This is a genomic window from Chryseobacterium sp. 2VB, from assembly GCF_005503635.1.
Classification (GTDB): Bacteria; Bacteroidota; Bacteroidia; order Flavobacteriales; family Weeksellaceae; genus Chryseobacterium; species Chryseobacterium cupriresistens.
Genome location: NZ_SCNC01000015.1, coordinates 57,319 through 84,119, shown reverse-complemented (window position 1 = coordinate 84,119; position 26,801 = coordinate 57,319). Strand labels below are relative to the sequence as shown.

Here is a 26,801-nt window from a genome sequence, read left to right as displayed (position 1 = left end):
AGCGAGATAATCGCATTAGTCATGTCGGTACTGATAGGATCGGGGGCTTACATTTCTTTTGTTTACATAAAGAACAAGCAAAAGATAAGTATTGCATATGTGATGGCGGTTTTACTGATCAATCTATGCCTGACTTACGTAGCCTCCGAGCTTTTAAAAGCCTTCAATTGGAGCGAGTGGCGGAATCCTTCACTGCCTATGGTAGCATTTGCCGGACAGTACTTGACGGATTGGATGGACAAGAGATATTTAAAAATATTCGACACTGCAGCAAAGCGGGCCGGAATTAAAATAGACGATAAAGATGAATCTAACGATAAAAACTCCGAAAATGAAAATCAATAAAGACTTATTATACGCTTTTTTGGTTGTATTGCTTATCTCGGTTTTTGCCTCTGTAGTAGGTAATATATTTAAAGAAAGTAATGAGAAAGAACTTACCGAATTAAGGAAGATCCAGGAAGCTCAAAATGATGCAAAATATCAATCAGAGCTAAGAGAAAAAGCAGCAAATAACAAAAGCGATTCTTTTAGAAATGTTTTAGAACAGCAAAACATTGGTATTGGCATTCTAAACGATAATTTTAAGAATATGAACAATAGTATTCTTAATATGAAAACGATGTATGATAAAAATTTTTTAGACCTTAAAAATATACAAAATGAAAGCGATCACATTAATTCTGCTTCTATTAATGAGCAATTTGATTTTATCTCAAAATACAAATACAAGGAGTATTCCGGAGGGACAAATCCCTGAAGTATACCGAGGACTGAAGCAAAACGAATATTTAAAGACAAGACTTCAGAAAACGGAATCAGCACTTTCCAGCGCAAACCAGCTAATCAATGAACAAGACAAAGCGTTAACTGTCAGTAAAAATTTATTGACTGCAAAAGATGAGGCTATGGGAACCGTTCTGGAAATTTCAAAGCAGGATAAAATCGCAGCAGAAGAACGAGAAAAGCAGTTAAATATTGATATTTCTTATTTACAGACACAAATGGAGGTTGTAAAGAAAGAAGCGGATATTAAACAGCGTAAAAGGTTTTGGAGTGGTGTTAAAATCGGCGGTCTTTCAGTCGCTGTGTTGGGAGTAGCTGGACTTATTTTGATGAACAATAATTAAAGCGAATTAAATGAAAACAAGCAACAGATCCATTTCCAACTCCTTTGATGGATTAACAACCGAAGAAAGGAATAGAATAAAAGTAATGGGCGAAAAGGCTATGAATGATTATTTAAAGGCTTTGCAAGCATATTTAGCAATTACAAATAAAACGAAATGACAGCATTAGAACTATCAAATAAATACAAAACGCTTTTGAGTAAAAATGGAATTAATACTCCGTTGAGAAAAGCGCATTTTTTCGCTCAATTAGCGCATGAGAGCATGAACTTTACCCGATTACGAGAAGTAGGGACGGATTCTTATTTCCAAAAATATGAAGGACGCAAAAACCTAGGGAATACTAAGAAGGGTGACGGGCTTCGATTTAAAGGTCGTGGATTCATTCAAATTACCGGAAGGTATAATTACACTATTTTATCAAAAGAAACTGGAATTGATTACGTAAATAACCCTGAGTGGCTGGAAAGAGAAGCAGATGCAATGACTTCAGCAATTTGGTTCTGGAATCGAAATAATCTAAACAAATACGCAGATCTTGATAGAATAGATTCAATTTCTGACCTTATCAATAAAGGGAAGTTGACTGAGCAGTACGGTGACGCTAATGGATTCACAGACCGAAACAATAAGCTGAAGTACTACAAGACCGTTTTTAAATAAAAATATCCCCGCAATTACGTGGGGTTTTCTATTCAATGGTTAGATCATTTATGTTTCCATAAAGTTTTTGCAACGCCTTTAATGCTTTCTCTGCATCCTTTTTAGTGAAGGTACGTTTTGCGGTATCGTTAAGTTTGTTTAGTAAGTAATTTGCCGCCGTTTCATTGTTTGGAAACATAATTTTAGCAACTTCAGAAACGTTAACTGCCTTATTATTCTTCAAATATTCTTTCACTGTCATAGAACAAAGGTAAAAATAATTTTAAAATAAGTACATAAAAATATGTATATGTACATAAAATTATGTACATTTGTAAAAGAAACATAAACAAAATAGCCATGAGCTAGTTTGCATTTTATAAATTCCACAAAGAATACTTTAAAGAACCAAAAGGACAGCAAAGATTGGCTTTAGATCTTTTTGGAGGTGATTATTTTGAAGCAAATAATTTCCAGAATTGGGCGATGATTAACGGTTATTTAATTTTAAATGACGCGCATGATTTTGTACTTAATAAACATTGAATATGACACCAAAAGAAAAAGCCATAGAAATCTACGAACAGATGTTCTCAGCTCATTATAAAATGGATTATTATCCTGCTGTTGCCTGTGCTGTTAAAGCCGTAGAATTTCTTATCAATGAATCTGTATTCAATGAGATGTTGGAAAGTGTCAAATTTTGGGAATCAGTAAAGGCAGAACTTGAAAAATTATAACGCATGAAAAAACTTATCCCCCTTTCCGATTTTGTTTTTGAACAAAAAAGAAAAACGACGTCTGAGACAGACTATGTAAAACCGTTGAAATTAATTTTCAATTACGCTGAATTCCTAAAACAGCCATTGACGCTGGCAATGTTTGTTCCTTGTGATGAAGAGGGAAATATTATTGAGATTCAACCTTATTTTACGTTTGCAGATCCTGAATATAAGAATAAACCTGAATGCATTAAATATTGGCAGGCAAAAGAAAAGTTATTGTTTGTAAGGGGGCCAAAGCTTAATGAAGGTAAGTTTAGGTACATTGTTGAAAAGTACAAAGATATTGAAGGTTTGGCAAATAATGGTTGGGAGCTTGAACTAACCCCTTCCGCTTTAGAGGCTATAGGAATAAAATAGTAGACTATGGAAAATAAATGGATTCCGGTCTCAAATCCACCGGAAAAATTTCAAGATGTAATATTATTTAGAGAGGATGCAGGAGTTTTCTCAGGTTTTTATGGCAATTACGCCGAATGTCTTCCAGATTCAATGGTTGATGAGTACGCGAAACACCTTTCTGAAGACGAATTATTTGAAATACGATGGTTTTATTATTCTTTAGAAGGGGGAGGATTTTTAGAATTAGATTTATTGCCCACACACTGGATGCAACTACCACAAGAACCGAAAGATTTACAATTTAACCCCACTGAGTAGTCTCCACAAAATATAAGAATATGATACTAACAGGAAAAGCAAAAGAAGATTTTAGGATATGGCTTCAAGAATATTCTAAAGATTTCGAACTTATAGAATTATTTGATAAATTACATACAGCGTCACAGAATGGTTTAATAATAGAGTGGCTTGATGAAAAAAGAATCTATATTGAAACTATGAAGGCTGGTTTTTATCGTTGTAACATCAATGATAATGCTACAGGAGATTTGTTTATTGTTAAGAATCAGAATACAAGAAACGAAGCACAGAGGCTTGCAATCGAAAAAGCGAACGAAATTTACAATACAACTCATTAATTTGAGTTTTCATGGTTATTAGTTTTATCCTCGGAGAGATCCGGGGATTTTTTACGGAAAACCATAATAGTATATCTCAAACTTTATTTAAATTTGAAGCATGTTTGATCTTGAAAAAATACCAATGTATCCACCTGCACTAGTCATAGTGTTTGTTTTAGGTCTTTTGTGGCTTCTTCAAATCGCATTGAGTAATGAGAAAAACAAGTATGATCAAGAAAAGCAGATAAGTGACATGTTTTATATCTATCCAGTTGTTATGATGTGTGTATCAATGCTGTGTCTTGTTTATCAATACTACATGGGAAATATTTCTTTAGAATCCCTTTAATAATTTATAATTTTTTTGTGGATAACTTTTTAATGCGTCAAGTTCTGTCGCCATGCGGGTTTTGCTTTGTCTCATGAAATTTTAACATTGGTTTGATAAAAAATGGTTCAAAAAGTATATAACTTTGCGATATGAAAACGATCGGAAATTTAGAGTTATTTACATTGGAAAGTACGGAGCCTATAGTTTTGACGCCTTTGGAAGAGAGACTTCACGCTGGCGGTTATGGTGCTTTTCCTAGTGCCGCGCTGGATTTTCCGGATGAAAGTATAGACTTTTTAAAGCTTTTGGTTAAAGATCCGGTGACAACTTTCCCGGGAAGAGTTTCGGGCGATTCCTTAAAGGATATAGGGATATTAAATGAAGATTGGTGTCTTATTCAGAAGGGCATTGAAGCCAGGCCAAATGATCTTGTAGCGGCAATAATAGAGAATCAATTCTTTATTAAGCGGTTCAGACCACGATATGGAGCCGGAAACCAGATAAAAGAACTTAAATTAGAATCAGCCAATGTTGAATATTCAGATTTTGACATCACAGATGAAACAGAATTTTTTCTCTGGGGTGTCGTTACATGGACATTTAAAAACTGGCGAAAATTATGATAGCTTTAATTGACGGAAACAACTTCTACGCATCATGCGAAAGAATCTTTAATTACGAATGGCGAAGCCGTCCGGTAGTTGTTCTGTCAAATAATGATGGTTGTGCAATTGCCAGAAGTAACGAGGCTAAGGCGTTGGGGATCCCGATGGGTGAACCATACTTTAAGCTAAAACATTTTGAGAAATCACACGGTCTTGTTGTGTGTTCTGCAAACTTTGTTTTATATGGAGATATAAGCAATAGAGTAGTGCAGATAACCCGTAGATACTGCAATGATATTGAAGTGTATTCTATTGACGAATCATTTCTTTTCCTTGATGGATATATGGACCAATATAAAAAGATGGTTGATTTACGCAGGGATGTGTTGCAGGGTTTAGACCTTCCAACAAGTATTGGTATGGCACCATCTAAAACGCTGGCAAAAGTCGCCAATAAAATCGCAAAGAAGTTTCCGGAAAAAACAGGATCTGTTTATATGATAGATACTCACAAAAAACTGGAAGCAGCATTAAAATGGTTTCCGCTGGAGGATATTTGGGGTATCGGCCGTAGGTATCATGAGCGATTTAAAAATTATGGTGCTCATTCTGCTTGGGATTTTACACAGTTTCAGGATGATTTCCTGCGTAATGAAATGGGAATATTAGGGGTAAGGATGAAAAAGGAACTTCTGGGAGAAGCTCAGTATACTATGAGTATCCCTGAACCTAAAAAGATGATCTCAACTACAAGAACATTCGATACCGGACACGCTGAATATGATTACGTACATGAAAGAATTTCAACTTTCGCGGCGGAATGTGCCCGGAAGCTCCGGGAGCAGAAATCATGCTGCAGGCATGTTACGGTATTTATCATGACAGACCGATTCAAGCAGAATCAGGTTCAATATTCAGATTCATTCACGGTAACGCTTCCAAATCCAAGTAATTCATCAATAGATATTTCCAAGTATGCTAAAAAAGCGCTGGATAAAATATTTATTAATGGCCCAAAGTACCGCAAAGCAGGGGTGATCACAAGTACATTCGTTCCGGAAACTGAAAGAATAACAAGTATGTTTGATCAGGATTTTCATGAAAAGCATAAACCGCTCATGAATGCAATGGATTTAATGAATAATCGCCTCGGAAAACAAAAGATAAAGCTGGCTTCACAGGATATTCAGAGAACCTGGAAAATGGATCAAAAACACTTGTCTCAACGCTATTCAACAAGCTTTTATGACTCTATTATTTTGAAGGCGTAATAATTTGTACGCTTTTTGTATCTTTTCAATTAAAATTATTCTATGTGTTACTCATTCAACAATAAAAAAGTTGATCTCAAAAAGATCGCTGAAGAGTTGGATGCGGAAAATTATGAGAGTGGATATGTACAGGAGGAAACTATTTCAGCATTCACCAGGCCAGCAATGCCAATCGTTTTAGAACATAATGGTCGAAAGATCACCCACGGAACATGGGGACTTTATTCAGAAATACCAAAAGATAAACCAGCTAAAGGATTAAATCTAACTGCTGAAAAAACACATACATTTTACAAGAAGTTTGAGCATAACCGCTGCGTTGTTCCTATATCCGGATTCTACGATTTTCAACATGTAATAATTCCCGGAAAGAAAACCCCGGCAAAAGTAAAACATGAAGTTTTATGGAAAGATGCCGATCATTTATATTTAGCCGGATTCTTTGATGTTTGGGAAAATAAAGAAATAGGAGTGGGCATTGTTACTACAGCAGCAAACGAACTCATGTCTGTAATCCACAATTCTAAATTAAGAATGCCTATTTGTTTGGATGCGAGAATGGCTGATAGATTTTTGAAGGACGAACCGATAGAAGAGTTTGTTTTTCCGGCTTATGATCCAGCACTCGTTGCAGTAAACTTGGAACCGCATAAATTACCACCACCTTCATTATTTTAGCCATGGAAGATGACAAATACATATTTCAGCTTCTCGCAAACTACATAGAAGATGATCCAGACGACATGGTAAACTTCTACGATGACGCCATGAATTTAATCCGTGGAGCTGCAGCCGATAAAAACATTGAATTTGATGGCTACTTTCGGGAACGGTGGGAAATATCAGCAGATACAATATTTGAGTTTGACGAGGATTATTTTGAGGACGAAGACCGCAGGGATCTTTATGTTTTTCTTTCTGCATTAGTTGATGAAGACATTTTCAATTACCTACATTATGTCTGGCACCATGTATATCATGAGGAATTAACCGAGGATATTGTGGAGAGAAGAATTTTGGAACTAAAAGAAAAAGGCGTAACATTTTAGCTACGCCTTAATTTAATATTCCTTCAGATTAATTTTTTTCGCTTCATCGAATCTAATGTCATTGATGAAGTTTGCGTAAATCTCAGTTATCTTTTCGGAAGAATGTCCAAATATTGAACTTACGGCTTTTAAATCCAGTCCTGCTTTTAGCTTGTCACTACCGCCTTTATGTTTTAAAGAATATAATTTTTTATTTACTTTCAAATCTTTAATTACTATTCGCCTCCATAAATCAGTGGGGTATTTTCTTTTGACCTGAAATGGATTTGGGCAAAAGTAATTTTCAACAAGTCCGGGAGTCCTACTACTGGTGTTAGCTCCAAATAGATAATAGTCAGGATTAGACAAATCAAAATTTTTAATGAGTGTTTTGATAGTACCAATGATGGGCACTACACGAGTTTTATTGTTTTTTGAATTTTTAGAACTAACCACAATCACTTCTTTTTCCAATATTACATCACTGCATTTTAGCTTTACCAGTTCGCCCGGTCGAATACCCATATAGTAAACTACGGAGCAGAAAATATAATAATTCAAGTGTAGGTCCTTCAGGTGCGAGAATACTTTTTGATGTTCGCTTTCGGTCATCAAATCATATTGGCCGTTTTCAGATTCTTTAATAGCCCGAATGTCCCGTGTCGGAGATGAAGAAATAATTTCCCATTCAACAAGCTCAGCAAATATAGAGCTTATGTTTCTAAGAACCTTATTATAATTTCTTGCTGACCATTCTCTTTCATTTTTAGCAGCATCTAAAAGAGTTTTAATATGAAATCTATCACAGTCGTTAATATTAAGCTTATCATAACCCAGTTTTGTACAATAAGTTTTTAAAAGACCAACTGTAATTGAATATTCTTTAAAAGATCCGGCACTCAAAGTCGACTTTTTCTTTTCAAGACCAAATTCAAGGGCTTCATGAAGATTGTATTTAACAATGTTCTTTTTTGCTTTTGGATTCCATCCTCCGCTGATTTCTTTTTCCAACGTAGCCTTTAACACTTCAGCTTTAAACATTCTTTCTTCAAATGTTTGTCCTAAATTCAAGCCCTTATATATTTTTTTAATAATTTTGCCATCGGTATACAAATAGACATACCATTTTTCATTAAGGTTTTGAGAAGAGAAAATACGAACTTCTATTTTTTTCATGATTTAATATTAGAGTGTTAATTTACTATTTTTTACTATACAAAAAATAAAACATTCGAAAAACTTGAAAATACGCATGTTAGATCTAAAGGTAAAAAATAACTAAATTTGTGCGGTTAAAAGCAAAGTATTTTACAACATTAAGAGATTGAAAAATTCAATTGAATAAGAAATTGGGTGGTTAATCTTTTAATTTTTAAAGCTTTAAATCTTTTAATACATACTTATGGATACAGAAAATATTAAAATACAGATAAAGACATTCTTCGGATTGGAGCAGATTCTGGCGGAAGAAATCAAAAAATTGGGCGGAAGAAATGTTGAAATTAAAAACAGAGCGGTAAATTGTGAAGGGGATCTTGGTTTTCTTTATAAAATCAATTACTCTGCGAGAACAGCATTGAAAATCCTGGTGCCGATTCATGAATTCAAAGCTTTTAATCAGCATCAGTTCTATGACAGGTTATTCAAATTTGAATGGGATAATTTCATGGATGTAGATCAGTCTTTCTCTATCGATGCTACGGTCAATTCTGAAACGTTCAAGCATTCTCAGTTTGTGACCTTAAAAATGAAGGATGCGATCGTGGATTATTTCCAGGAAAAATTCAAAAGACGGCCTAATGTAGAAACGAGAAATCCGGATATCAAATTCCATCTTCATATTGACAGGGAACTGGTGATGATTTCCATGGATTCTTCAGGAGATCCTTTGTTTAAAAGAGGGTACAGAAGAGAGCAGGGAGAAGCGCCTATCAACGAAGTATTGGCAAGCGGAATGCTTCAGCTGGCAGGCTGGGACGGAAAAGGTAATTTCCTTGATCCGATGTGCGGTTCAGGAACATTATTGATTGAAGCAGCAATGATTGCAATGGATCTTCCGGCTCAGATTTTCAGAAAAAGGTTCGGATTCCAGAACTGGAATAACTATGATGCAGACTTGTTTGCAAAAATTAAAGAATTCAGAATTAACAGAGTAAGACAATTTGATGGAAAAATTGTTGGATATGACATCGATGCAAGAATGCTGAATGCGGCAAGAATGAACGTGGAAGCAGCGGAAATGGAAGATGTGATTGAGATTAAAAAACAAAACTTCTTTGATTCTAAAAAAGATATGTTCCCTTTATTAATGGTATTCAATCCGCCATACGATGAGAGAATTTCCATCAATGATGATGATTTCTACAAGAAAATCGGAGATACCTTTAAAACCCATTATCCAAATACCTTAGCATGGCTGATCTCTTCCGATCTGGAAGCGGTGAAGAAAATCGGTTTACGTCCTTCAAGAAAGATCAAACTTTTCAACGGAAAACTGGAAACAAGATTTTTGCAGTATGAAATGTATGAAGGAACGAAAAAGGTACATAAACTGGAAGATAAGAAGTAATAAACTCTGAGATTGAAATGTCCTGGAATTTTTTAGATATATTTGATGTGGTTCTTGATTTATTTGGTCTGCTTGGTTCCGGATCAAAATCATCACCTTCAAAACCTGAACGAAAAGCTCTAAATCATAATGTGATATCTCAAAAGAAGCAGTTAAAAGATACAGATATTCCAAAGAAAAATTAACTTGTCATACATTATAAGTTTAATTGAAATAATAAAAGGTTGTACAGATTAGTACAACCTTTTTGTTTTTATCGTGCCAGTGAAGGCGCAAAGCCATACTGTTTTTTAAAGGCATGCGAAAAATGCGACAGGTCTTCAAAACCTACTTCCAGAAAAACATCGGAAGGCTTTTTATTTTTTTCTGACAAATGATAATAGGCCAGTTCAAGACGCTTTTGAGTAAGCCACCGCTGTGGAGTTGTCTGAAAAATCTTTCTGAAATCCCGGTTGAAAGTAGATAAACTCCTTCCTGTCAGATATCCGAACCGTTCCAATGGCATATTGAACATATAATTTTTTTCCATAAAATTGATCAGATCTACTTTTCCCGGCTCATCAAAATCGGCGAGTATGTAATCTATATCCGGATCAATTTCCCTTACAATACTGATAGCTTCAGTGATTTTTAAATGGGCAATATTCTCAGGAAGCGGACCTTCCATTTCAAAATAAGGTATGAGCGACGCAAGACAGCTGTTCAGAAGCGGATGGCTGCTGAAACTGTGAATGCTGGATTCCCGATGTCCGTTTTTCCTTTCATAATCAACAGAGCTATAAAAATTCTTCAGCCGTTCTGTGGTAAGATGCATGACTACAGCTTTATGCGGAAGTCCGTCTTTAGGATAATTGATAATCGTGGCAAGATGGTTTCTTGGAATCAGGAAAATATCTCCAGCTTTGAAAACATAGGTTTTATCTGCCTGGATAATTTTCGTTTCTCCTGATATGAACCAAACGAGCATATGGTATTCAAAAACTGTTTCCGTTTTGAAGAGCTTGTCATCATAACTGGAAAGTTTGATATCCGGCGTGAGGTATTGTATCTGGAAATCCATTGTCAAAAGTTTTTCATTACAAATGTATTTAAAAAACAGTTATTTGGTATCAAATTTAAACCCCAGCATTTCTTCGCTTAATTTCCATAAGCGCTCAGCATTGTTTTTGTCGATAGAATAGGGTTGTATTCCACGAATAGTAGCTGGTTCATCAAATCTGTGCTCAATTTGCCCCCTGTCTACCTCTGCAATATCACAGTTTTCACAATATACTCCGCCAATTCCGTTAAGTTGAGGCGTCACAGCACACCAGACTGTAGTAGCAGCCCCTTGTGGAATTGTTTTTAATCGTGCTTCAACTTCAGGTTTTATATTTCCGTTTTCGTCATGCGTTCCAAGCTGTTTAAAAAGCTCAACAGGTTCTTCTCTGCCCAGATCAGTACCATATACAGAACCGGGATGGAGAGAATAAGCTCTGATATCGAATTCTTTTCCTTTTTCATCGAGTTCTACGGCAAACAGATTACAAGCTGTTTTGGATTGTCCGTATCCGGAAAGGGTATCGTAATCTCTTTCCTCAAAGTTGGGGTCTTCAAAATTAAAAGGAGCCATCTGATGTCCATACGAAGAAACACTGATAACCCTTGCTCCATTTGCTTTTTTCAGAGCCGGCCATAATTTTGAGGTGAGATGGAACTGTCCAAGATAATTGGTCGCCAGCTGTGATTCAAAACCTCTGCTGTCCCTGCGGAGTGGTACCCACATAATCCCGGCATTATTAATAAGAAGATCCAGTTTTCTGCCTGATGAGACAAATCTTTCTGCAAAGGCATCAATGGATGCCGGATCCATCAGATCCATTTTTTCAAGTTCGATATTTTCAATTCCTGTAAGATTTTTTCCTGCCTTTTCAATATCTCTTGCAGGAATAATGACATGGGCTCCGGCTGAAGTAAGTACTTTTGTAGTTTCAAGACCGATTCCTGCATAGCCACCGGTAATGATCACTGTTTTTCCGGTAAGATCAATTCCCTGAATAACTTCCTGTGCTGTTGAATAAGCATTAAAGCCTGACTGAACGGGTTGCTGTAATGTGCTGATAATTGGTTCCATTTTTTGTTGGTTTAAATTTCTATAGCAAAATTAGTAGGGATTCCGGACGTTTATTTTGTTTAAAATGCCAAATTACTTGGTTCAGAATTTCATTGGTCAAATGCATACAGTGAGAAGAATACAAGGTAACATCGTTAATTTCTCTGAATAAGCTGTTAAACTGTTTGTAGGTTGTTCTGCGAATAAGTAATTTTGAAAAATTTTCAATTTGAAGCCTACTATTTCTATTGTCGTTGCCATTTACAACCGGAAAGATGAACTTTTTGAGTTGCTGACTTCTCTTACTCAACAAACAGATAAGGAGTTTGAGATTATTATCGTGGATGACGGTTCTCTGATCGATCTGAAACCTACTATCAAAAACTTTGAACAGGGGTTGGATATTAAATATTTCAGAAAAGATAATTCAGGACCGGGACTGACAAGAAATTACGGTGCGGCAAGAGCCGCTAACGAATGGCTGGTATTTGTAGACAGTGATGTCATTGTTGAAAAAGATTATATTGAGCATATTAAAAACGATATCCTGACCATTTCTTGTGATGCGTTTGGCGGGGCTGATAAAGCGCATAAAGGATTTAATCTGATGCAGAAAGCTATTTCCTATTCCATGACGTCTGTATTTACAACCGGAGGAATAAGGGGAAGTAAGAAAGCGGTTTCGAAATTTCAGCCCAGAAGTTTTAATATGGGAGTGAAAAAAGAAGTCTTTAAAAAAGTAGGCGGATTTTCCGAAATGAGAATTGGTGAAGACCCGGATCTTTCCATGACCCTATGGGAAAATGGTTTTACTACTGCTTTTTTTGATGATATTGCAGTTTATCATAAACGCAGGGTTGATTTTGGGAAATTCTCCAAACAGGTTTACCAATTTGGCTGTGCAAGACCGATTCTTAACCAGAGACACCCGAACTATGTAAAGATTTCCTTTGCTTTTCCTACTTTATTTATGCTGGGATATGTGATGGGCTTTCTGGAGTATTTTATTATGGGAAGAGGAATCATCCTTGCCTTTTATGGATTGTACACCTTTTTGGTGTTGTTTCACGCTTTATTACTGACAAAAAATATCAGTATTGCCGGAATGGCAGTTATTTCCACTTATATTCAGATGTTTTCTTACGGATACGGATTCTTAAAGTCCTGGATTTTGCTGAATGTTTTCAGAATGAAGCCCGAGGATGCTTTTCCGCATCATTATTATAAGAAATAGCAGGGATGATTATCTGTAAAAGAAATTCAATAGGAATGGGGCTTTAGCCCATTCATCAAAATAAATAAAATCTTCCAAAAGCTTTAGCCTAAACCTATAAAAGACTATACATAACATTTGTTAATCAATATCAAAACAGGTAGATTGATAAATAAAAAAGGCTGTTTCTCACAAATGAAACAGCCTTTTTACAATAAATTTAGGAAATGGAAATGTTTTCATGGTGGTTAAGAACTCCAACTTTCAGCATGCATTCCTTCATTTTTTGGTAAGTTCTTTTGATATCGTGGTCAAGACCGATGGAGAACCTGATCAGTCCGTCTGAAATTCCTATAGATGCTCTTTCTTTTTCAGGGATTTCAGATGAGGTAGATTTTCCTGAGCATGAGAATAAGGTCTTATAGAACCCTAAGCTCACAGCAAGATAACCAAGGTTTTCTGTCTGCATCAGTTCCATCAGTTCGTTTGCTTTTTCTGTTGTTCCGGCATCCAGAGTCAGTAATCCTCCGTATCCGTATTCTTCATGAATCATGCTTTTCATTAATTCATGGTTTTTGTGGGATGGCAAGCCCGGATAAGATACTTTTAAACCATCTTTTTCAAATCTTTCAGCCAGATACATGGCATTGTGGCTGTGCTGTTTGATTCTGATGTGTAATGTTCTCAGATTTTTTAAGATACTTGAAGATCGTAAGCTGTCCATGGTTGGGCCAAGAAGCATACAAGCTCCGGAATTGACATTTTTGGTATCATCAATAAATGCCTGAGTGGCACAATATACTCCTCCTACCGTATCACTGCTTCCGTTGATGAACTTTGTGAGGCTGTGAATCACGACGTCAGCCCCGAATAATGTTGGAGAAATTGAAAGAGGGGAGAAGGTATTATCTACAATCAGTTTCAGGTTGTGTTTCTTACAGATTTCGGAAAGCTTTCTAAGGTCTGCTACTTCAAGCAGCGGATTGCTCACACTTTCACAATAAATGACTTTAGTATCGGCAGTAATTGCTTTTTCTATAGATTCAAAATTATTGATATCTACAAAAGTGGTCGCTACATTGAACTGAGGGAAGAAATTTTTTAGAAAAGCATAGGTTCCTCCGTAGATAGTCCGGCTTGAAATAATATGGTCTCCACTTTTGCACACCTGCATCAAAACAGAAGTTATTGCTCCCATTCCGGATGCTGTAACGTTGGCAGATTCTGTGTTCTCCATCTTGGCAAGAGCCTGGGCCAGATAAAGATTCATCGGTGATGAATGTCTGGAATACAGATAGCATCCTTCTGCATTGCCTTCGAAAGTATCAAACATTGTCTTTGCAGAAAGGAAGGTATAGGTAGAGCTGTCAGAGATAGAAGGATTCACTCCCCCGAATTCACCAAAATACTGAAGATCCTGGATCTCATTGGCTGCGTTAAAGTTTTCCATAAATATTGTTTTTATTTTATGGTTCTAATTTGCATTAAATTGTTAATTATTACAATATAAATTTGAATTTATAGAATATAAAACTGTAAAATATTGTTTATTTAGAAAAAATATTTAGTATCTTCGATAGTATTAAATTTTTACCAAAAAATTATCTATGGAACTTGACGAAACTGATAAGAAACTTTTGTCTTTTTTACAGGAAGACTGTAAACAAACCACCAAAGAACTGTCCGCTAAGCTTGGATTATCCGTTACAGCAATTTATGAGCGTGTAAAAAAACTTGAAAATGCAGGGGTTATTTCAAAATATGTAGCCTTGCTGGACAAGAGTAAAGTTAAGAAAAATTTTATCGTTTTGTGCCATGTGAAACTAAGCCAGCATAAAAAAGAATTTGTTCTTCAGTTTGAAAAAGAGGTAATGGACCTTCAGGAAGTTACGGAATGTTTCCATGTAAGCGGAGATTATGATTATATCCTTAAAATAGGAGTGAAAGATATTGAAGATTACCGCAGTTTTATGCTGACGAAACTAACAACACTTCAGCACATCGCAAGTACGCACAGCTCATTTATGATTTCCGAAGTTAAAAATACGACGGCGATTGTATTGTAAGCTTATCACAGGTTTTTTGATTTAAACTGTGTGGAAGATCAATGTTTATAAATATCTTCTTTGGTCATTTTGTCGATAAAATAATGAAGTCTTTTAATCTCGCTTCTGCCTCTGTTTTTGTCATTCAGAAAGCAGGTCGTCACGATAACCATTTTTAAATCAGGAATGATGCAGATAAGCTGTCCGCCATATCCGGTAGCCACAAAAGCCTGATGTCCGTTGGTTTTTCTCCGCCACCAGTAATAGCCGTATCCATTGGCACCCGGCATCACATCCCAGGAATCCAGTTTGACATGCTCAGCTGTCGATTCCTGAATCCATTTTGAGGAAACAATCTGTCTGCCTCCCAATTTTCCGTTATTCAGGATCATCAAACCAAATTTCAGCATATCTTCAGGTTTCATAAACATTTCCGAACCTGCAATATTCCTGTTCATGGAATCTGTATCCCATCGTGGAACATTGATCTTTAGTGGTTTAAAAAGGTTTTCTGCTGCAAATTGTTTCAGATTGGTTTTCACAATTTTTGCCAGTGCTGCTCCGAAAAGGTGGGTTTCACCGCTGTTATAATTAAATACGGTTCCCGGATACTCTTCAAAAGGAAGATCCAGTACAAATTTTACAGGATCACCGGAAAATGACATGGCTGTTGATATTTTTGAATTTTCAATCCAATCGAAACCACCTTGCATGGTCAGCAGATTTCTTAACTTTAACGTATTTCTGATCGAATCATGAGCTACCTTTCCTTCAATATTGGAGATGTTTTTGAAACTGCTTCTTGAGACATTGTATTCCGGAAGAATTTTTAAAACCGGTGTATTGAGATTGGGAAGTATGTTTTTATCTTGAGCAATACCTGCCAGAACAGAGACGATACTCTTGGTAACGGACTTTATGCTGAAGATGGTTTCCTTGTTGGCTCCGTGGAAATAATGCTCATAAATCAGTTTATCATTTTGAGAAACAATGAACGATCCCAGAGAAGGAATACTGTCGTTGATCTCCTGGGTGAACTGATCTGTAAATTCTTTAGGTAACTCTTTATTGAAGGCCGCCTGCGACTTCACTTTAGGGCAGAATAAGGTAAGACATAGTATCGTCATAACCAGCAGGAGTTGCTTGGATCTCATTGTTTAAAAAGAAGGGATAAATTATTAGCTGATGGAAAAAGTAAAAACTATATTGATCCGGATGAATTAATATAGCTGATGCTTTCAAAGCCCTAAATTATGAAAAACAATGAACTTTTAAAATATATTTTACCTGATATTTTTATTGCAGTTTTGTTTTAATAAATGATCCTCAGAAATTATACTAATACTCCGTTTTTGGAAGCAATAGGATCCGGAAGATCTGTTTCTCCGCTCATCTGGAGAAGATCTATTTCAATGGTTCTGCAGATAGACAGCATAGGGACGTCAAACATTAATCCCGCAAAAGGATTTTCAGAATAATCTCCTACCAGTTCCATGATGATATAAATCCATCCGATAATAATACAGAAAGGAATAGAGGTCCATATTCCCCAATCTCCCAATTTGGCAAACTCGTTCACTAATCCCAATGGAAGAAGCATGATGAACAGAATATTAAAAACAAAAGCTGTACTGGCAAACTGTCTTGGAGAAGGGAATTTTTTAATTCTCTCCGCCTGTCCCTGGAAATTGTAGAATTCATTCAGGCTGTTTTGAAGCTGAGTCTGATTGAAATCCGTAATGGCATTCATATTTTTCAGCTCGTTGATGTCTTTCGCCTGCTGGGCAATCAGATAGGTAGCAAAATTTTTATAATCATTTTTAAGATCATACTCTTCCTCTGACAGATATTTGTGCAGGAAAATAGGAGCTCTTCCGTAGTCAGGAAAACCGGCTTTTATTAACCTGTTTCTTCTCAGGTTGATATTCCCGAATTTATTATTTTCTGTGCTGATATGCTCCCATTCTGTAGGAATCAAAAGCTGTTCCCGGAAAGTATATAACCATGCTATATGACGGTAAACGATTCTTCTTTTACGGTCTTCAAGATCAAAAACACCAATTTCTTCATTTTTAGTATCGAAGGCATACACCATAGAGGCAAATGAACGGCTGGAATTCACAATTCCGCCCCAGATTTTTCTGGCTTCCCAAAGTCTGTCATAAGCCTGATTGTTTTTAAAACCAACAAGGAATGCTTCTGCTGTACCAATCAAAGCTACAGGAACCCATGGAATCGTCATCCACTGCCAATTGAAAAAATAGAATAGGACAGCGATCAGCGTACACCAGATTGAAATCAGTATAAGATGAAAACCTGATAAATTGAGAACCTGCTTATAATTGACGTATTTAGTAGTGATCATAAAGAAGTATGGAATTTTTGGTGCATATCAACAAAATAGATACCAAAATGAGGCATCTGTTCTGTTGATTAAAATTAATAAAAAAAACCTCTGATTTTTCAGAGGTTTCAATTATTTAATATTTCAGCATTTCTTCGATCTTGCTGCTGAGCTTTTCAGCATTTGGAAGCATTTCTTTTTCCAGAACAAGGTTGATAGGAACAGCAGGCACATCCAGTGATCCCATTGTTTCTACCGGTGCGTCAAGATACCTGAAGCAATTTTTGGAAATACGGTGTGCAAAAGCTTCTGCAAAAGAGTTGTTAAGCTGCTCTTCTGTCAGAACGATACATTTTCCATGCGCTTTCACTCTTTCGAAAACAAGTTCTTCATCAAGAGGAATCAATGTTCTTAAATCGATCACTTCAACTCTTCCGTTGAAACTCTTAGCTGCTTCTTTGGCCCAGTAAACTCCCATTCCATAAGTAACTACCAATAAAGTTCTGCCTTTTTCGGTTTCATCCTTATCTGCTTCAATAATTATTTTACCTTTTCCAAATGGAAGAACATAATCTTCAGCAGGCTCTATCGTTTTGGCATCTTCAGTTCCCGGAACTTTACTCCAGTACAATCCTTTGTGCTCCAGCATCACTACCGGGTTCGGATCATAATAAGCTGCTTTTAGCAAACCTTTAAAATCTGCAGCATTACTTGGGTATGCTATTTTGATTCCTTTGATATTGGCTAAGATACTTTCCACACTTCCACTATGATAAGGACCGCCGCCGCCATAAGCTCCGATAGGAACACGGATGATATTGCTTACCGGGAATTTTCCGCCGCTTAAATAACTTGATTTTGAAATTTCCGTAATCAACTGGTTGATTCCCGGATAAATATAATCTGCAAACTGAACCTCAACAATTGGCTTCAGTCCAACAGCACTCATCCCGGCAGTAGATCCTATGATATAAGCTTCCTGAATGGCTGTATTGAATACTCTTTTGCTTCCGAATTTTTTTCCTAAAGTAACCGTTTCACGGAAAACTCCACCGATTCTTTCACCTACATCCTGTCCGTAAAGAAGTGCTTCAGGGTGTTTCCACATCAGTTCCTGGATGGCATGGATGGCAGCATCCACCATTACAATTTTTTCTCCGTTGGCAGGTTCACGTGTCCCTGTTTCCTCAGTAATGGGAGTTGGGGCAAAAACGTGCTGCATTACGGTTTCAGGCTTTGGATCCTCTGCATTTTTAGCTTTTTCAAAAGCTTCTTCTGCTTCAAGACGCGCCTTTTTAGTGATTTGCTTTAAAAGATCTTCATCAACACCTGTTTCCAGTAAATGTTTTCTAAGGATTTCTCCCGGATCTTTGGCTCTGTGTTTTGTTAAATCTTCTTCGTCTCTATAGAATTCTCTTCTTACTCCTGAAGTGTGATGGCCGATCAATACCGTTTTTGCACAGACAACAAGAGGCTTTCTTTCTGTTCTTACAAAATCTACGGCTTTTTTCATGGCTTCGAAACTTTCCACAAAATCAGTTCCGTCTACTCTCATTCTGCTTAACCCTGTGAATCCTGCTACAAAATCGTATGCATCACAGGTTCTTGCTTCGTCTTTCGTTACGGAAATTCCCCATTCGTTATCCTGAACAAGGAAGATAATCGGAAGCTGGTGCAGAGCAGCAAACTGTAAAGCTTCACTTACTTCACCTTCTGTAACGGAATTGTCTCCGAGGCTGCAAACTACAACAGGATTGTTTTCAAATTGCTGAAGATTGAAATCCTGAATGTATTTGATCCCCTGTGCTACTCCGGTCGTAGGAATAGTCTGCATTCCTGTAGCAGAACTCTGGTGAACAATTTTGGGTTTGTTTTCATCCCTGCTTGAAGGGTGTGAGTAATAAGACCTTCCGCCTGAAAAAGGATCATCAGCTTTAGCCAGTAACTGAAGCATCAGTTGGTAGGGTTCAAAACCAATTCCTAAAAGAATACTTTCGTCTCTGTAATAAGGAGAAACCCAGTCTTCCTTCTTTAGCTGATAGGCTGTTGCAAGCTGAATTGCCTCGTGCCCTCTGGAAGTACTGTGAACGTATTTGCATACGTTTCTGTTTTCTTCATAAATATCCGCCATTGCCTTGGCCAGCATCATATGATTATACGCTTTGAGTAATATATCCTGTGAAACTTTTTCGTGAAGTGCATTTTCCATAGGAAGCAAATATACATAAAAAAACAAAATACTAACAACTGTTAGTATTTTGTGAAAAATCTTTGTTTATATAGGTTATTCCTTGATCACTTTTTTAGAAATAACATTTTTGTCTGTTTTTATTTCAATGATGTAAATTCCTTTTGTATAAGTGGATAAATCTACCGCTTCTTGATCATTGTTAATGATACCTGTCTGTAATTTTTTACCTGAAAGATCATAAACATTAAAAGTAGATTTCTTAGGAGCTTTTAATATACGGGTAAAGTCTTTTACAACTGTTGGTGCGATCGTTATATCATCAGACTTTTCTAATCCGGCATCTTTGGTTCCCAGCACTTCACTAAATCCTGATGTAATGATAGAATAATTCTGAGGAGAAGTAACACTTGGAGAAGCGTTATTTTTTAATGTTCCTTTATGAGAAATCTCAATTCTATAAACAGCTCCTGGTGTTGGGCTATCAATAACAACCTGCTCTACATTGTCTACTGTGTTGTCTCCTTTTGTGGCAGGTGTCATTGGATCTAATGCATTTAATTTCCAGGGCTGATAAATGGTGCCTGTTCCGGTATCTATAATTCTTAGATCCAGATCGTTTATCAATCTGGATGTTCTGTTGTTGTAAGCCTCTGCCCATGTTAAGTTTTCAGAAACTACATATTCAGGATCAATCCAGGATATGGTTACTTTTAAGGGCTCAGATCCGGATGCTTTCACCGTTTGAGTATTAACCGAACCGTTATTTAAGGTTTCATCATTAAATAGTATGGTATTGTTGGATTTTCCTACAAGAAGTTCGGCTCCTTTTTTGGCATTGATGTACCCCCAGCCATTCCATGGATCCGGACCAACGGTTCCTGCTTCCGATGCAGAGTGGATCATTAATGTTTTTGCAGAGGCTGCATTAAGCTCAAGAGCAGGATACAGCTGCTTATAAATCTGCATCCAGACTCCTATGATTCCGGTAACAATAGGCCCGGAAAAAGAGGTTCCACTGCCCACGTTATATAAGCTGCTGCCTGTTGTGTTTTCCGCTGTGGATGCATGCGCTACATTCGTTCCTGTAGTAATGATATCCGGTTTTATAGCGCCGTCATCTCTTGGACCTGCGCTGCTGTAGGTTGATTTTATAACATCAGAAGGAGAGGAGTATCTTTTGTCGCTGGCAGTCAGGATATCAGAAGCACCTACTACAATAATATTTTTTGCCAAAGAACCAAAACCAATACAGTCATATCCTAAAGCGCAGTTGTTTTGTGGAAGTGTGTCTGTAGCTGCAAATTGTACATAAGTTCCAGCACTGTTTTCATAATATTTAGCTAAGGTGTTTCCTGTTGGCCCCATTCCATATGAATTTCCGGCTGATTTAACGATAACATAGGTGGGATTATTATACACGATATTGTCATAAGTCTGGTCGCTATCAAGATAGGTTCCCTGTAGATCAGCAGTGGTTCCAGGGCTTATGAACTGCCCAAACCAGATCCATGCATAAGCTCCGTTTATTGCTTTCATATCCCATCCGGGATTGATTCCATACGAATGATTGGATATTTTGGGCTGTGCCAGGATTATCTTTTCGAATACCGTACTGGAAGCAGAACCTCCGGGTAATGTTGTAGTAGCGAAGGCATAATTGTCAAAAGTTGAATTTTGTGCTATTCCTCTTAAATTCGTAACCCGGGTTGTTCCATTGGTAAATGTAAGCGTATAAGGATAGTCTTTGGCGCCGATAAATCCTGTAACAGCAGTGGCATGTGAGCTGTAATTCATGGTACTGGCTTCTTTATTATTAACCCTGTCTGCTGCGTTGTTAAACAGTTCATGTCCTTCAAATGCTCTTCCGCCATCAAAGATGGTATATTTAATATTTTCGCCGTTAAATGAGCCTGTCAACCCTGTGATGGTACCATTCTGTAAAAAGTCTGCATTGGAGTTTTTTATTTGATCCAAGTCATCCGACTGATAGAAATAAGGCTTTCCATCCGGATCAAATCCTGCCAGATTTTTTAGCTGTTCTTCGAGTTCTTTAAGTGTCTCAGGGTTTTTATCAGACTCAAAATGTTTTGAGAGAAACAGATCAAATTTTTTGTTGTTTTCTATTCGTTGTCGTTCTAATGTTTTTTTTAAAATTTCATTACTGTTTTGTGCATTCATGACAATGGTTGTCAGTACGCCGATCGAAATAAAGATTTGTTTCATTGTTTTTTTTTTTTTTTTTTGTTTTCTTTGATTGTTAAATATATATATAAAGTGCTTTTATTTTTGTTTTTGAGTGATTAAATGTTGTTTTTGTTGATTGTTTTAGTTGTTGTTATAGGTATTTATGAATATTTTAATATTTTACTTTGTGTTTGTAGTTTTTATTTTACTGGATTTAAATGAGAATTGATGCTTTTTGACAGGAAAACAGTTGGAAAAACTCTGAGATTTGCACTCTATGGTGTTTTATATGCTATAATTTATCATTTTATGGATAATTAATTGAAAAAAGCAAATCCATAGGAGTAGAAGAAATTAAGCTTTGTATTTTTAAAAAAGGCCGAGATTTATATTCTGAAACCAGGGTGTGATTAGAAAAAAATGAAGTAACTTTACATTCTCTTTTTATAAAAAAGTTAGAACATTATATGTATTTAATTTTTGACACAGAAACAACCGGTTTACCAAAAAATTTCAACGCTCCGCTTTCAGACTCGGATAACTGGCCCAGAATGGTCCAGATTGCATGGCAGGTGCACGATGATGATGGAAACTTGATTGAAAACCAGGATTATATAATAAAACCTGAAGGGTATGATATTCCCTTCAACGCTGCCCGTATTCACGGAATTACAACCAAAATCGCCAATGAAGAAGGACGTGACCTTCAGGAAGTTCTTGAAGAATTTTCTAAGGTTCTTGAAAGAATCAGGGTGGTTTCCGGACATAATGTGGAGTTCGACTACAATATCGTAGGAGCAGAATTTTACAGAAAAAACCTGAAAGATAACCTTCAGGAAAAGCCAAAAGCGGATACCATGATTTTGGGAACGGACTTCTGCCAGCTTGGAGGAGGCCGCGGAGGCCGTTTTAAACCTCCGAAACTTGAAGAATTATATGAAAAGCTTTATGGGAACAAATTTGATGAAGCCCATAATGCTGCAGCCGACGTTAATGCAACGGCCAGAGCTTTCTTTGAAATGGTAAGAATAGGCGTAGTTCCTGCCGAGACATTAAAGATTTCAGAAGATCAGCTTGCCTATTTCAGAAGTCTTTATCCGGACCCGATCAAGCCTTTCAATATTGTCATCAGAAGACAGGTTGCTGATTTTCATAATAAGAAAAAGCAGCAGGATTTCGGAAGTATTGATGAAATTGATTTAGGTAAATATTTCAATTTTGATAACCATAGTGTTTTCTCTACGCTTACGGCTACCTCAAGCATTAATGACCTGATTAAAAAAGCCTCTGATGAAAATTTCCCTGCTGTCGGAATGGTGGATCTTGGAAATATGATGGGAGCTTTCAAGTTCGTCTCAGCAGTAGAAGGAGCTAATGCAGACAGAGCGAAAAAGCATAAAGAATACCTGGCAAAAAAACAGGAAGCAGAAGAAAACGGGACAGAATTTACTGAAGAAGAACCTGTTTCAGAACCGCTTATTCCCGTAGTGGGCTGTGAATTTTATATTTCAGACCGTTACGAACAAAAGCAGTTTACCAAAGATGATCCGGACAGAAGAACACAGGTTGTGCTTTTGGCGAAAGATTTTAATGGATATAAAAACCTGGCAAAACTTTCCAGTATCGGTTTCCTGAAAGGATTCTATTTCGGAGTTCCCAGGGTGAGCAGGGAATTGATTGCTCAATATAAGGAAGGAGTCATAGCTTTAACATCCGGAATTATGGGGGATATTCCTGATGCAATATTAAATACAGGTGAACAGAAAGGAGAGGAACTTTTCAAATGGTGGAAAGATACCTTTGAAGATGATTTCTATGTACAGATCCAGAATCACAAACTTCCTGAAGAAGAGCATTTGAATGAAGTGCTGTTATATCTGGCGGATAAATATAATGTTAAAATTTTAGCTCAGAACGAGACTTTTTACACGAATAAAGATGATGCCAATATCCAGGATATTGTAAGCTGTATCAAAGATGGTGAAAAGCTTACTACACCTATTGGAAAAGGATTCGGTAAAAGAAGAGGGCTGGCGACAGGTGAGTATTATATCAAGAATTCGGATGAGATAAAAGAAGCCTTTTTAGCCTATCCGGATGCTTTTGATGCATATGAAGAATTTACAGCAAAATTTAAACCTTATACCTTAAAAAGAGACGTACTTCTTCCTAAATTTGATATCCCTGCGGAATTTATCCATGCAGAAGATGAGGTAGACGGCGGAAAAAGAGGGGAGATGGCTTACCTTACCTATCTTACCTATGAAGGTGCCAAGAAAAGGTATGCAGAAACGGGTATTACTGATGAAATTAAAGAACGTCTTGACTTTGAGCTTGAGGTAATTGCCAATACCGGTTATCCGGGTTACTTCCTTATTGTACAGGACTTCTGTAATGAAGCCCGTAAAATGGGAGTTTGGGTTGGTCCGGGAAGAGGGTCGGCGGCAGGATCTGCGGTGGCGTACTGTATCGGAATTACCAATGTAGACCCCATCAAATATGATCTCCTTTTTGAAAGATTCCTGAACCCGGAAAGGGTTTCCATGCCCGATATTGATATTGACTTTGATGATGAAGGGCGAGATAAAATTATCAAATGGGTTGTTGAAAAATATGGAAAAACTCAGGTAGCACAAATTATTACCTACTCGGTATTGGGAGGAAAATCTGCCATTAAAGATGCCGGAAGGGTTTTGGATGTGCCTATTCCTGATACCAATAATATTGCCAAACTGATTCCTCCAAGTCCCGGGATGAATATTGCAAAAGCTTTAGCGAAGTATGATAAATTAAAACCGGAAGAACAGATGCTCGTTGATGAGATGAGATATGTTCTTGAAAGTCCTGATGATGCACGACACGGAGTTTTAGCAAGTGCTAAAAAAATGGAAGGCTGTATCAGAAATACCGGAATTCACGCCTGCGGGGTGATTATTACGCCGGAAGATGTGAGTAATCTTGTTCCGGTTACCATTGCAGCAAAAGATGCTGATATCCTGGTGTCACAGTTTGATAACTCTGTTGCGGAAAGTGCCGGTCTTCTGAAGATGGACTTTTTGGGGCTGAGAACACTGACTATTATTAAAGATGCATTGAAGATTGTTAAAGCAAGATATGGAGTGGATATTGATCCGGATCTTATTCCGCTGGATGATGCCAAAACCTATCAGTTGTTTAAAGAAGGAAGAACGGTCGGGATTTTCCAGTATGAAAGTCCTGGGATGCAAAAATACATGAGAGAGCTTAAACCGACGGTTTTTGCCGATCTTATCGCCATGAATGCCTTGTACCGTCCCGGTCCGATTAAATATATCCCGAACTTCATCAACAGAAAGCACGGAATTGAAGAGATTGTCTACGACTTACCGGAAACAGAAGAATATTTAAAAGAAACATACGGAATTACCGTTTATCAGGAGCAGGTAATGCTTTTATCTCAGAAACTGGCCAACTTTACCAAAGGTGAAGCCGATACTTTAAGAAAGGCAATGGGTAAAAAGCAGATTGATGTTCTTAATAAAATGTACCCGAAATTTATTGAAGGAGGTAGAAAAAACAACCTTAATGAAGAAAGGCTGGAGAAAATCTGGAATGACTGGAAAGCTTTTGCAGAATATGCCTTCAATAAGTCCCACTCAACGTGTTATGCATTCATCGCTTATCAGACCGCCTATTTAAAAGCTAATTATCCGGCAGAATACATGGCGAGTGTAATGAGTAATAACATTAACAATACGGATTCAATCACTATGTTCATGGAAGACTGTAAAAGTATGGGGGTGGATGTTCTGGGACCGGACGTGAATGAATCTCAATACAAATTCTCCGTAAACGAAAAGGGACAGATCCGTTTTGGATTGGGAGCTATCAAAGGAATTGGAGAAGGACCGAGTGAAGCAATTACAAGAGAAAGAGAAAACGGAAGGTTTAAAAATATTTATGATTTCTTCGAAAGAATACTGCCTTCACAGATGAACAAGAGGGTAGCAGAGAGTTTGGTGCTTGCAGGTGCTTTTGATGAACTGGATGCTTTCCACAGAGGACAGTATTTTGATATTGACATGGCAGGAAAGACCAATCTTGAAAGACTGATCAGATACGGGCAGAGTTTCCAGGAAAGCAAAAACGAGATGGAGCACTCTTTATTTGCGGATTTCGCAGAAGAAGTTCAGATTGAACAGCCGAAACTGGCTCCATGTCCGGAATGGCCCAATATGCATAAGCTTAATAAAGAAAAAGAGATCATTGGCTTCTATCTTTCGGCTCACCCGCTGGACGAATTTAAATATCAGTTCCAGTTTATGCAGGGGCAGCTTTCTAAAAAAGCGGTTCTTGAGAAAAATGAAGAAGACAAGGCCGTTACCGATGAAGCGCCTGTTTTGGAGCAGGATGCACTGGATGATGCAGTGGATCTTACGGAAATTGTTTCAGATGATGTATTGGCAGGAGAAGAGGAAGTGATAGAAGAAGTTACTAAGAGGGCAGAGCCAAAGGGGAATTTCTTATTCCTGAATCTGGATGAGGTGGATGCTTACAAAGAACAGGCTTTCTCTAATAAACAGGAAGAACTGTTTGAAGAGAAAAAGAAAGACTGGAAGACCCTTCAGAAAGAGAGGGAAAATGGCGGTGGTGGTAAAGAATATACTGTAGCCGGCCTTATTACCGAATACAGGGTTCAGGATGGTTTCAGAAGCGGTGAGAAAGTAGCTTTTGTTACACTGGAAGATTATTCCGGATCCTATTCATTCAGGCTGGGAGACAGAGATTACATGAGATTGAAAGAAAAGCTGGAAGTTCAGAGATTTGTGATTTTTAAGATAAAATTTGCTCAGGTAAAAGATGGCAGGGTCTTCGTTAATGTAAATGATGTCATTGAACTTCAGGAAGCATTTGAACGATTTGCAAAAAGTATATCATTGGTAATGGATGTGATGGATGTAAGACCTGAAGATCTCGACTTTTTCAGAACGGTTCTCGACAGAAACAAAGGAAACCAAAAATTGAAATTCTTTATCAAAAACCTGGAAGATGACTCCCATATTGAAGTTCAGTCTATGAAACATACTGTGGATCTGAATGGTGATCTGATAAAAGAAATTCAACTTCTTAATAAATATGAATTTTATTTAAACTAGAAAAATACATGATAAAGAAAGGAGTGGCTTATGCCACTCTTTTTTTTGTTTATATATTATCAATATTGATGAAAAATTTTAAATAGTTTTTCGTTTAAAATAGAAAAATTTACTGAAGTCTATTTTGATTATATAGTAGTTAAGTATCTGTTATTTAATTGGTTGTTGTTTTTCATTATATTGCGAAATAATTATTTAATTTAAATAAATGTTTAATTATATAGTGTTTTAATGATGTTTTTTGTTGTTTTTGTATAAAAAATTATGATATTTTTTA

General features: G+C 36.9%; 27 protein-coding genes. 18 read left to right on the top strand and 9 right to left on the bottom strand.

The genetic code is table 11. The features are described 5' to 3' along the window. The first annotated feature begins 21 nt into the window (after positions 1–21). The 5 genes from FFS26_RS14635 to FFS26_RS14620 are packed head-to-tail and all read left to right on the top strand — an operon-like array spanning position 22 to position 1,793. Positions 22–345, top strand: a complete 324-nt coding sequence (locus FFS26_RS14635) for a hypothetical protein (protein WP_137905378.1) — start codon at positions 22–24, stop codon at positions 343–345. Beyond that, on the top strand, positions 332–760 hold the full coding sequence (locus FFS26_RS14630; RefSeq protein ID WP_137905377.1) for a hypothetical protein: 429 nt from the start codon (positions 332–334) through the stop codon (positions 758–760). Before FFS26_RS14635 ends, FFS26_RS14630 begins: the two co-directional genes overlap by 14 nt. Continuing rightward, positions 663–1,130, top strand: coding sequence for a hypothetical protein (locus tag FFS26_RS14625; protein WP_171006321.1), 468 nt, complete (start codon positions 663–665; stop codon positions 1,128–1,130). The genes FFS26_RS14630 and FFS26_RS14625 overlap by 98 nt, the downstream gene beginning before the upstream one ends. 10 nt (positions 1,131–1,140) lie before the next feature. After that, positions 1,141–1,290, top strand: a complete 150-nt coding sequence (locus tag FFS26_RS22550; protein WP_171006320.1) for a hypothetical protein — start codon at positions 1,141–1,143, stop codon at positions 1,288–1,290. Further along, positions 1,287–1,793 (top strand): glycoside hydrolase family 19 protein, encoded by a 507-nt coding sequence (locus FFS26_RS14620; protein ID WP_137905375.1) that lies wholly within the window; start codon positions 1,287–1,289, stop codon positions 1,791–1,793. Before FFS26_RS22550 ends, FFS26_RS14620 begins: the two co-directional genes overlap by 4 nt. Before the next feature lie 28 nt (positions 1,794–1,821). Here the strand turns inward: FFS26_RS14620 and FFS26_RS14615 are convergent, their stop codons facing one another. After that, entirely contained in the window at positions 1,822–2,034 is a 213-nt protein-coding gene (locus FFS26_RS14615; RefSeq protein ID WP_126654133.1) for a hypothetical protein, read from the bottom strand. 286 nt (positions 2,035–2,320) lie between these two features. On the opposite strand from FFS26_RS14615, the gene FFS26_RS14610 reads away from it, so the two are divergent. The 8 genes from FFS26_RS14610 (at position 2,321) to FFS26_RS14575 (ending at position 6,772) form a co-directional block, all read left to right on the top strand. Then, positions 2,321–2,512, top strand: coding sequence for a hypothetical protein (locus FFS26_RS14610; RefSeq protein WP_137905374.1), 192 nt, complete (start codon positions 2,321–2,323; stop codon positions 2,510–2,512). Positions 2,513–2,515: 3 nt separating this feature from the next. Continuing rightward, positions 2,516–2,914, top strand: coding sequence for a hypothetical protein (locus FFS26_RS14605; protein WP_137905373.1), 399 nt, complete (start codon positions 2,516–2,518; stop codon positions 2,912–2,914). Between the two features lie 6 nt (positions 2,915–2,920). Continuing rightward, on the top strand, positions 2,921–3,214 hold the full coding sequence (locus FFS26_RS14600; protein ID WP_137905372.1) for a hypothetical protein: 294 nt from the start codon (positions 2,921–2,923) through the stop codon (positions 3,212–3,214). A 20-nt stretch (positions 3,215–3,234) separates the two neighbouring features. Beyond that, positions 3,235–3,534, top strand: a complete 300-nt coding sequence (locus FFS26_RS14595; RefSeq protein WP_137905371.1) for a hypothetical protein — start codon at positions 3,235–3,237, stop codon at positions 3,532–3,534. A 462-nt stretch (positions 3,535–3,996) separates the two neighbouring features. Next, positions 3,997–4,470, top strand: a complete 474-nt coding sequence (locus FFS26_RS14590) for a LexA family protein (protein WP_137905370.1) — start codon at positions 3,997–3,999, stop codon at positions 4,468–4,470. Further along, positions 4,467–5,723, top strand: a complete 1,257-nt coding sequence (locus FFS26_RS14585; RefSeq protein ID WP_137905369.1) for a Y-family DNA polymerase — start codon at positions 4,467–4,469, stop codon at positions 5,721–5,723. The genes FFS26_RS14590 and FFS26_RS14585 overlap by 4 nt, the downstream gene beginning before the upstream one ends. Before the next feature lie 42 nt (positions 5,724–5,765). After that, a complete protein-coding gene (locus FFS26_RS14580; RefSeq protein ID WP_137905368.1) occupies positions 5,766–6,401 on the top strand; it encodes an SOS response-associated peptidase family protein in 636 nt (211 codons plus the stop codon). Between the two features lie 2 nt (positions 6,402–6,403). Continuing rightward, the gene (locus FFS26_RS14575; protein ID WP_137905367.1) at positions 6,404–6,772 is read left to right on the top strand and encodes a hypothetical protein; all 369 of its coding nucleotides are present in this window, start codon (positions 6,404–6,406) and stop codon (positions 6,770–6,772) included. Positions 6,773–6,784: 12 nt separating this feature from the next. Here FFS26_RS14575 and FFS26_RS14570 read toward each other — a convergent pair whose 3' ends face one another. Further along, positions 6,785–7,927 carry a tyrosine-type recombinase/integrase gene (locus FFS26_RS14570; RefSeq protein ID WP_137905366.1) on the bottom strand — a complete coding sequence of 381 codons (1,143 nt, stop codon included), beginning with the start codon at positions 7,925–7,927 and terminating at the stop codon, positions 6,785–6,787. A gap of 226 nt (positions 7,928–8,153) precedes the next feature. Between FFS26_RS14570 and FFS26_RS14565 the strand changes: the two genes are divergently transcribed. Both FFS26_RS14565 and FFS26_RS22545 read left to right on the top strand, forming a co-directional pair. Beyond that, positions 8,154–9,320: a class I SAM-dependent RNA methyltransferase gene (locus FFS26_RS14565; RefSeq protein ID WP_110009275.1), complete on the top strand. Its 1,167-nt coding sequence runs from the start codon at positions 8,154–8,156 to the stop codon at positions 9,318–9,320. Between the two features lie 17 nt (positions 9,321–9,337). Next, positions 9,338–9,505 carry a hypothetical protein gene (locus FFS26_RS22545; protein WP_171006319.1) on the top strand — a complete coding sequence of 56 codons (168 nt, stop codon included), beginning with the start codon at positions 9,338–9,340 and terminating at the stop codon, positions 9,503–9,505. 68 nt (positions 9,506–9,573) lie between these two features. Here the strand turns inward: FFS26_RS22545 and FFS26_RS14560 are convergent, their stop codons facing one another. Further along, complete coding sequence (locus FFS26_RS14560) at positions 9,574–10,380, bottom strand: AraC family transcriptional regulator (RefSeq protein WP_137905365.1); 807 nt, start codon at positions 10,378–10,380, stop codon at positions 9,574–9,576. A 39-nt stretch (positions 10,381–10,419) separates the two neighbouring features. Next, positions 10,420–11,433 carry an SDR family NAD(P)-dependent oxidoreductase gene (locus FFS26_RS14555; RefSeq protein WP_110009277.1) on the bottom strand — a complete coding sequence of 338 codons (1,014 nt, stop codon included), beginning with the start codon at positions 11,431–11,433 and terminating at the stop codon, positions 10,420–10,422. Between the two features lie 208 nt (positions 11,434–11,641). Between FFS26_RS14555 and FFS26_RS14550 the strand changes: the two genes are divergently transcribed. Continuing rightward, the gene (locus FFS26_RS14550; RefSeq protein WP_110009278.1) at positions 11,642–12,646 is read left to right on the top strand and encodes a glycosyltransferase; all 1,005 of its coding nucleotides are present in this window, start codon (positions 11,642–11,644) and stop codon (positions 12,644–12,646) included. A gap of 199 nt (positions 12,647–12,845) precedes the next feature. Here the strand turns inward: FFS26_RS14550 and FFS26_RS14545 are convergent, their stop codons facing one another. Further along, positions 12,846–14,075: an aminotransferase class I/II-fold pyridoxal phosphate-dependent enzyme gene (locus tag FFS26_RS14545; RefSeq protein WP_110009279.1), complete on the bottom strand. Its 1,230-nt coding sequence runs from the start codon at positions 14,073–14,075 to the stop codon at positions 12,846–12,848. Positions 14,076–14,232: 157 nt separating this feature from the next. On the opposite strand from FFS26_RS14545, the gene FFS26_RS14540 reads away from it, so the two are divergent. Continuing rightward, on the top strand, positions 14,233–14,691 hold the full coding sequence (locus tag FFS26_RS14540) for an Lrp/AsnC family transcriptional regulator (protein ID WP_110009280.1): 459 nt from the start codon (positions 14,233–14,235) through the stop codon (positions 14,689–14,691). 38 nt (positions 14,692–14,729) lie between these two features. On the opposite strand, the gene FFS26_RS14535 is transcribed toward FFS26_RS14540, so the two are convergent. The 4 genes from FFS26_RS14535 to FFS26_RS14520 all read right to left on the bottom strand — a co-directional run bounded on the left by FFS26_RS14535 (position 14,730) and on the right by FFS26_RS14520 (position 21,428). Next, positions 14,730–15,824, bottom strand: a complete 1,095-nt coding sequence (locus tag FFS26_RS14535; RefSeq protein ID WP_137905364.1) for a serine hydrolase domain-containing protein — start codon at positions 15,822–15,824, stop codon at positions 14,730–14,732. Positions 15,825–16,003: 179 nt separating this feature from the next. Further along, a complete protein-coding gene (locus FFS26_RS14530) occupies positions 16,004–17,035 on the bottom strand; it encodes a bestrophin family protein (RefSeq protein WP_110009282.1) in 1,032 nt (343 codons plus the stop codon). Between the two features lie 115 nt (positions 17,036–17,150). Next, positions 17,151–19,223 (bottom strand): thiamine pyrophosphate-dependent enzyme, encoded by a 2,073-nt coding sequence (locus FFS26_RS14525; protein ID WP_110009283.1) that lies wholly within the window; start codon positions 19,221–19,223, stop codon positions 17,151–17,153. Positions 19,224–19,298: 75 nt separating this feature from the next. Beyond that, positions 19,299–21,428: a S8 family peptidase gene (locus FFS26_RS14520; protein ID WP_137905363.1), complete on the bottom strand. Its 2,130-nt coding sequence runs from the start codon at positions 21,426–21,428 to the stop codon at positions 19,299–19,301. A 428-nt stretch (positions 21,429–21,856) separates the two neighbouring features. Here FFS26_RS14520 and dnaE point away from each other — a divergent pair, with 428 nt between their 5' ends. Beyond that, the gene (gene dnaE, locus FFS26_RS14515; protein WP_137905362.1) at positions 21,857–26,524 is read left to right on the top strand and encodes a DNA polymerase III subunit alpha; all 4,668 of its coding nucleotides are present in this window, start codon (positions 21,857–21,859) and stop codon (positions 26,522–26,524) included. The last annotated feature ends 277 nt before the right edge of the window (positions 26,525–26,801 follow it).

Bases quoted from the DNA above. Each gene is read 5' to 3' on its own strand.
- FFS26_RS14635 (WP_137905378.1), top strand. From the start codon at position 22: ATGTCGGTACTGATAGGATCGGGGGCTTACATTTCTTTTGTTTACATA.
- FFS26_RS14630 (WP_137905377.1), top strand. From the start codon at position 332: ATGAAAATCAATAAAGACTTATTATACGCTTTTTTGGTTGTATTGCTT.
- FFS26_RS14625 (WP_171006321.1), top strand. From the start codon at position 663: ATGAAAGCGATCACATTAATTCTGCTTCTATTAATGAGCAATTTGATT.
- FFS26_RS22550 (WP_171006320.1), top strand. From the start codon at position 1,141: ATGAAAACAAGCAACAGATCCATTTCCAACTCCTTTGATGGATTAACA.
- FFS26_RS14620 (WP_137905375.1), top strand. From the start codon at position 1,287: ATGACAGCATTAGAACTATCAAATAAATACAAAACGCTTTTGAGTAAA.
- FFS26_RS14615 (WP_126654133.1), bottom strand. From the start codon at position 2,034: ATGACAGTGAAAGAATATTTGAAGAATAATAAGGCAGTTAACGTTTCT.
- FFS26_RS14610 (WP_137905374.1), top strand. From the start codon at position 2,321: ATGACACCAAAAGAAAAAGCCATAGAAATCTACGAACAGATGTTCTCA.
- FFS26_RS14605 (WP_137905373.1), top strand. From the start codon at position 2,516: ATGAAAAAACTTATCCCCCTTTCCGATTTTGTTTTTGAACAAAAAAGA.
- FFS26_RS14600 (WP_137905372.1), top strand. From the start codon at position 2,921: ATGGAAAATAAATGGATTCCGGTCTCAAATCCACCGGAAAAATTTCAA.
- FFS26_RS14595 (WP_137905371.1), top strand. From the start codon at position 3,235: ATGATACTAACAGGAAAAGCAAAAGAAGATTTTAGGATATGGCTTCAA.
- FFS26_RS14590 (WP_137905370.1), top strand. From the start codon at position 3,997: ATGAAAACGATCGGAAATTTAGAGTTATTTACATTGGAAAGTACGGAG.
- FFS26_RS14585 (WP_137905369.1), top strand. From the start codon at position 4,467: ATGATAGCTTTAATTGACGGAAACAACTTCTACGCATCATGCGAAAGA.
- FFS26_RS14580 (WP_137905368.1), top strand. From the start codon at position 5,766: ATGTGTTACTCATTCAACAATAAAAAAGTTGATCTCAAAAAGATCGCT.
- FFS26_RS14575 (WP_137905367.1), top strand. From the start codon at position 6,404: ATGGAAGATGACAAATACATATTTCAGCTTCTCGCAAACTACATAGAA.
- FFS26_RS14570 (WP_137905366.1), bottom strand. From the start codon at position 7,927: ATGAAAAAAATAGAAGTTCGTATTTTCTCTTCTCAAAACCTTAATGAA.
- FFS26_RS14565 (WP_110009275.1), top strand. From the start codon at position 8,154: ATGGATACAGAAAATATTAAAATACAGATAAAGACATTCTTCGGATTG.
- FFS26_RS22545 (WP_171006319.1), top strand. From the start codon at position 9,338: ATGTCCTGGAATTTTTTAGATATATTTGATGTGGTTCTTGATTTATTT.
- FFS26_RS14560 (WP_137905365.1), bottom strand. From the start codon at position 10,380: ATGGATTTCCAGATACAATACCTCACGCCGGATATCAAACTTTCCAGT.
- FFS26_RS14555 (WP_110009277.1), bottom strand. From the start codon at position 11,433: ATGGAACCAATTATCAGCACATTACAGCAACCCGTTCAGTCAGGCTTT.
- FFS26_RS14545 (WP_110009279.1), bottom strand. From the start codon at position 14,075: ATGGAAAACTTTAACGCAGCCAATGAGATCCAGGATCTTCAGTATTTT.
- FFS26_RS14540 (WP_110009280.1), top strand. From the start codon at position 14,233: ATGGAACTTGACGAAACTGATAAGAAACTTTTGTCTTTTTTACAGGAA.
- FFS26_RS14535 (WP_137905364.1), bottom strand. From the start codon at position 15,824: ATGAGATCCAAGCAACTCCTGCTGGTTATGACGATACTATGTCTTACC.
- FFS26_RS14530 (WP_110009282.1), bottom strand. From the start codon at position 17,035: ATGATCACTACTAAATACGTCAATTATAAGCAGGTTCTCAATTTATCA.
- FFS26_RS14525 (WP_110009283.1), bottom strand. From the start codon at position 19,223: ATGGAAAATGCACTTCACGAAAAAGTTTCACAGGATATATTACTCAAA.
- FFS26_RS14520 (WP_137905363.1), bottom strand. From the start codon at position 21,428: ATGAAACAAATCTTTATTTCGATCGGCGTACTGACAACCATTGTCATG.
- dnaE (WP_137905362.1), top strand. From the start codon at position 21,857: ATGTATTTAATTTTTGACACAGAAACAACCGGTTTACCAAAAAATTTC.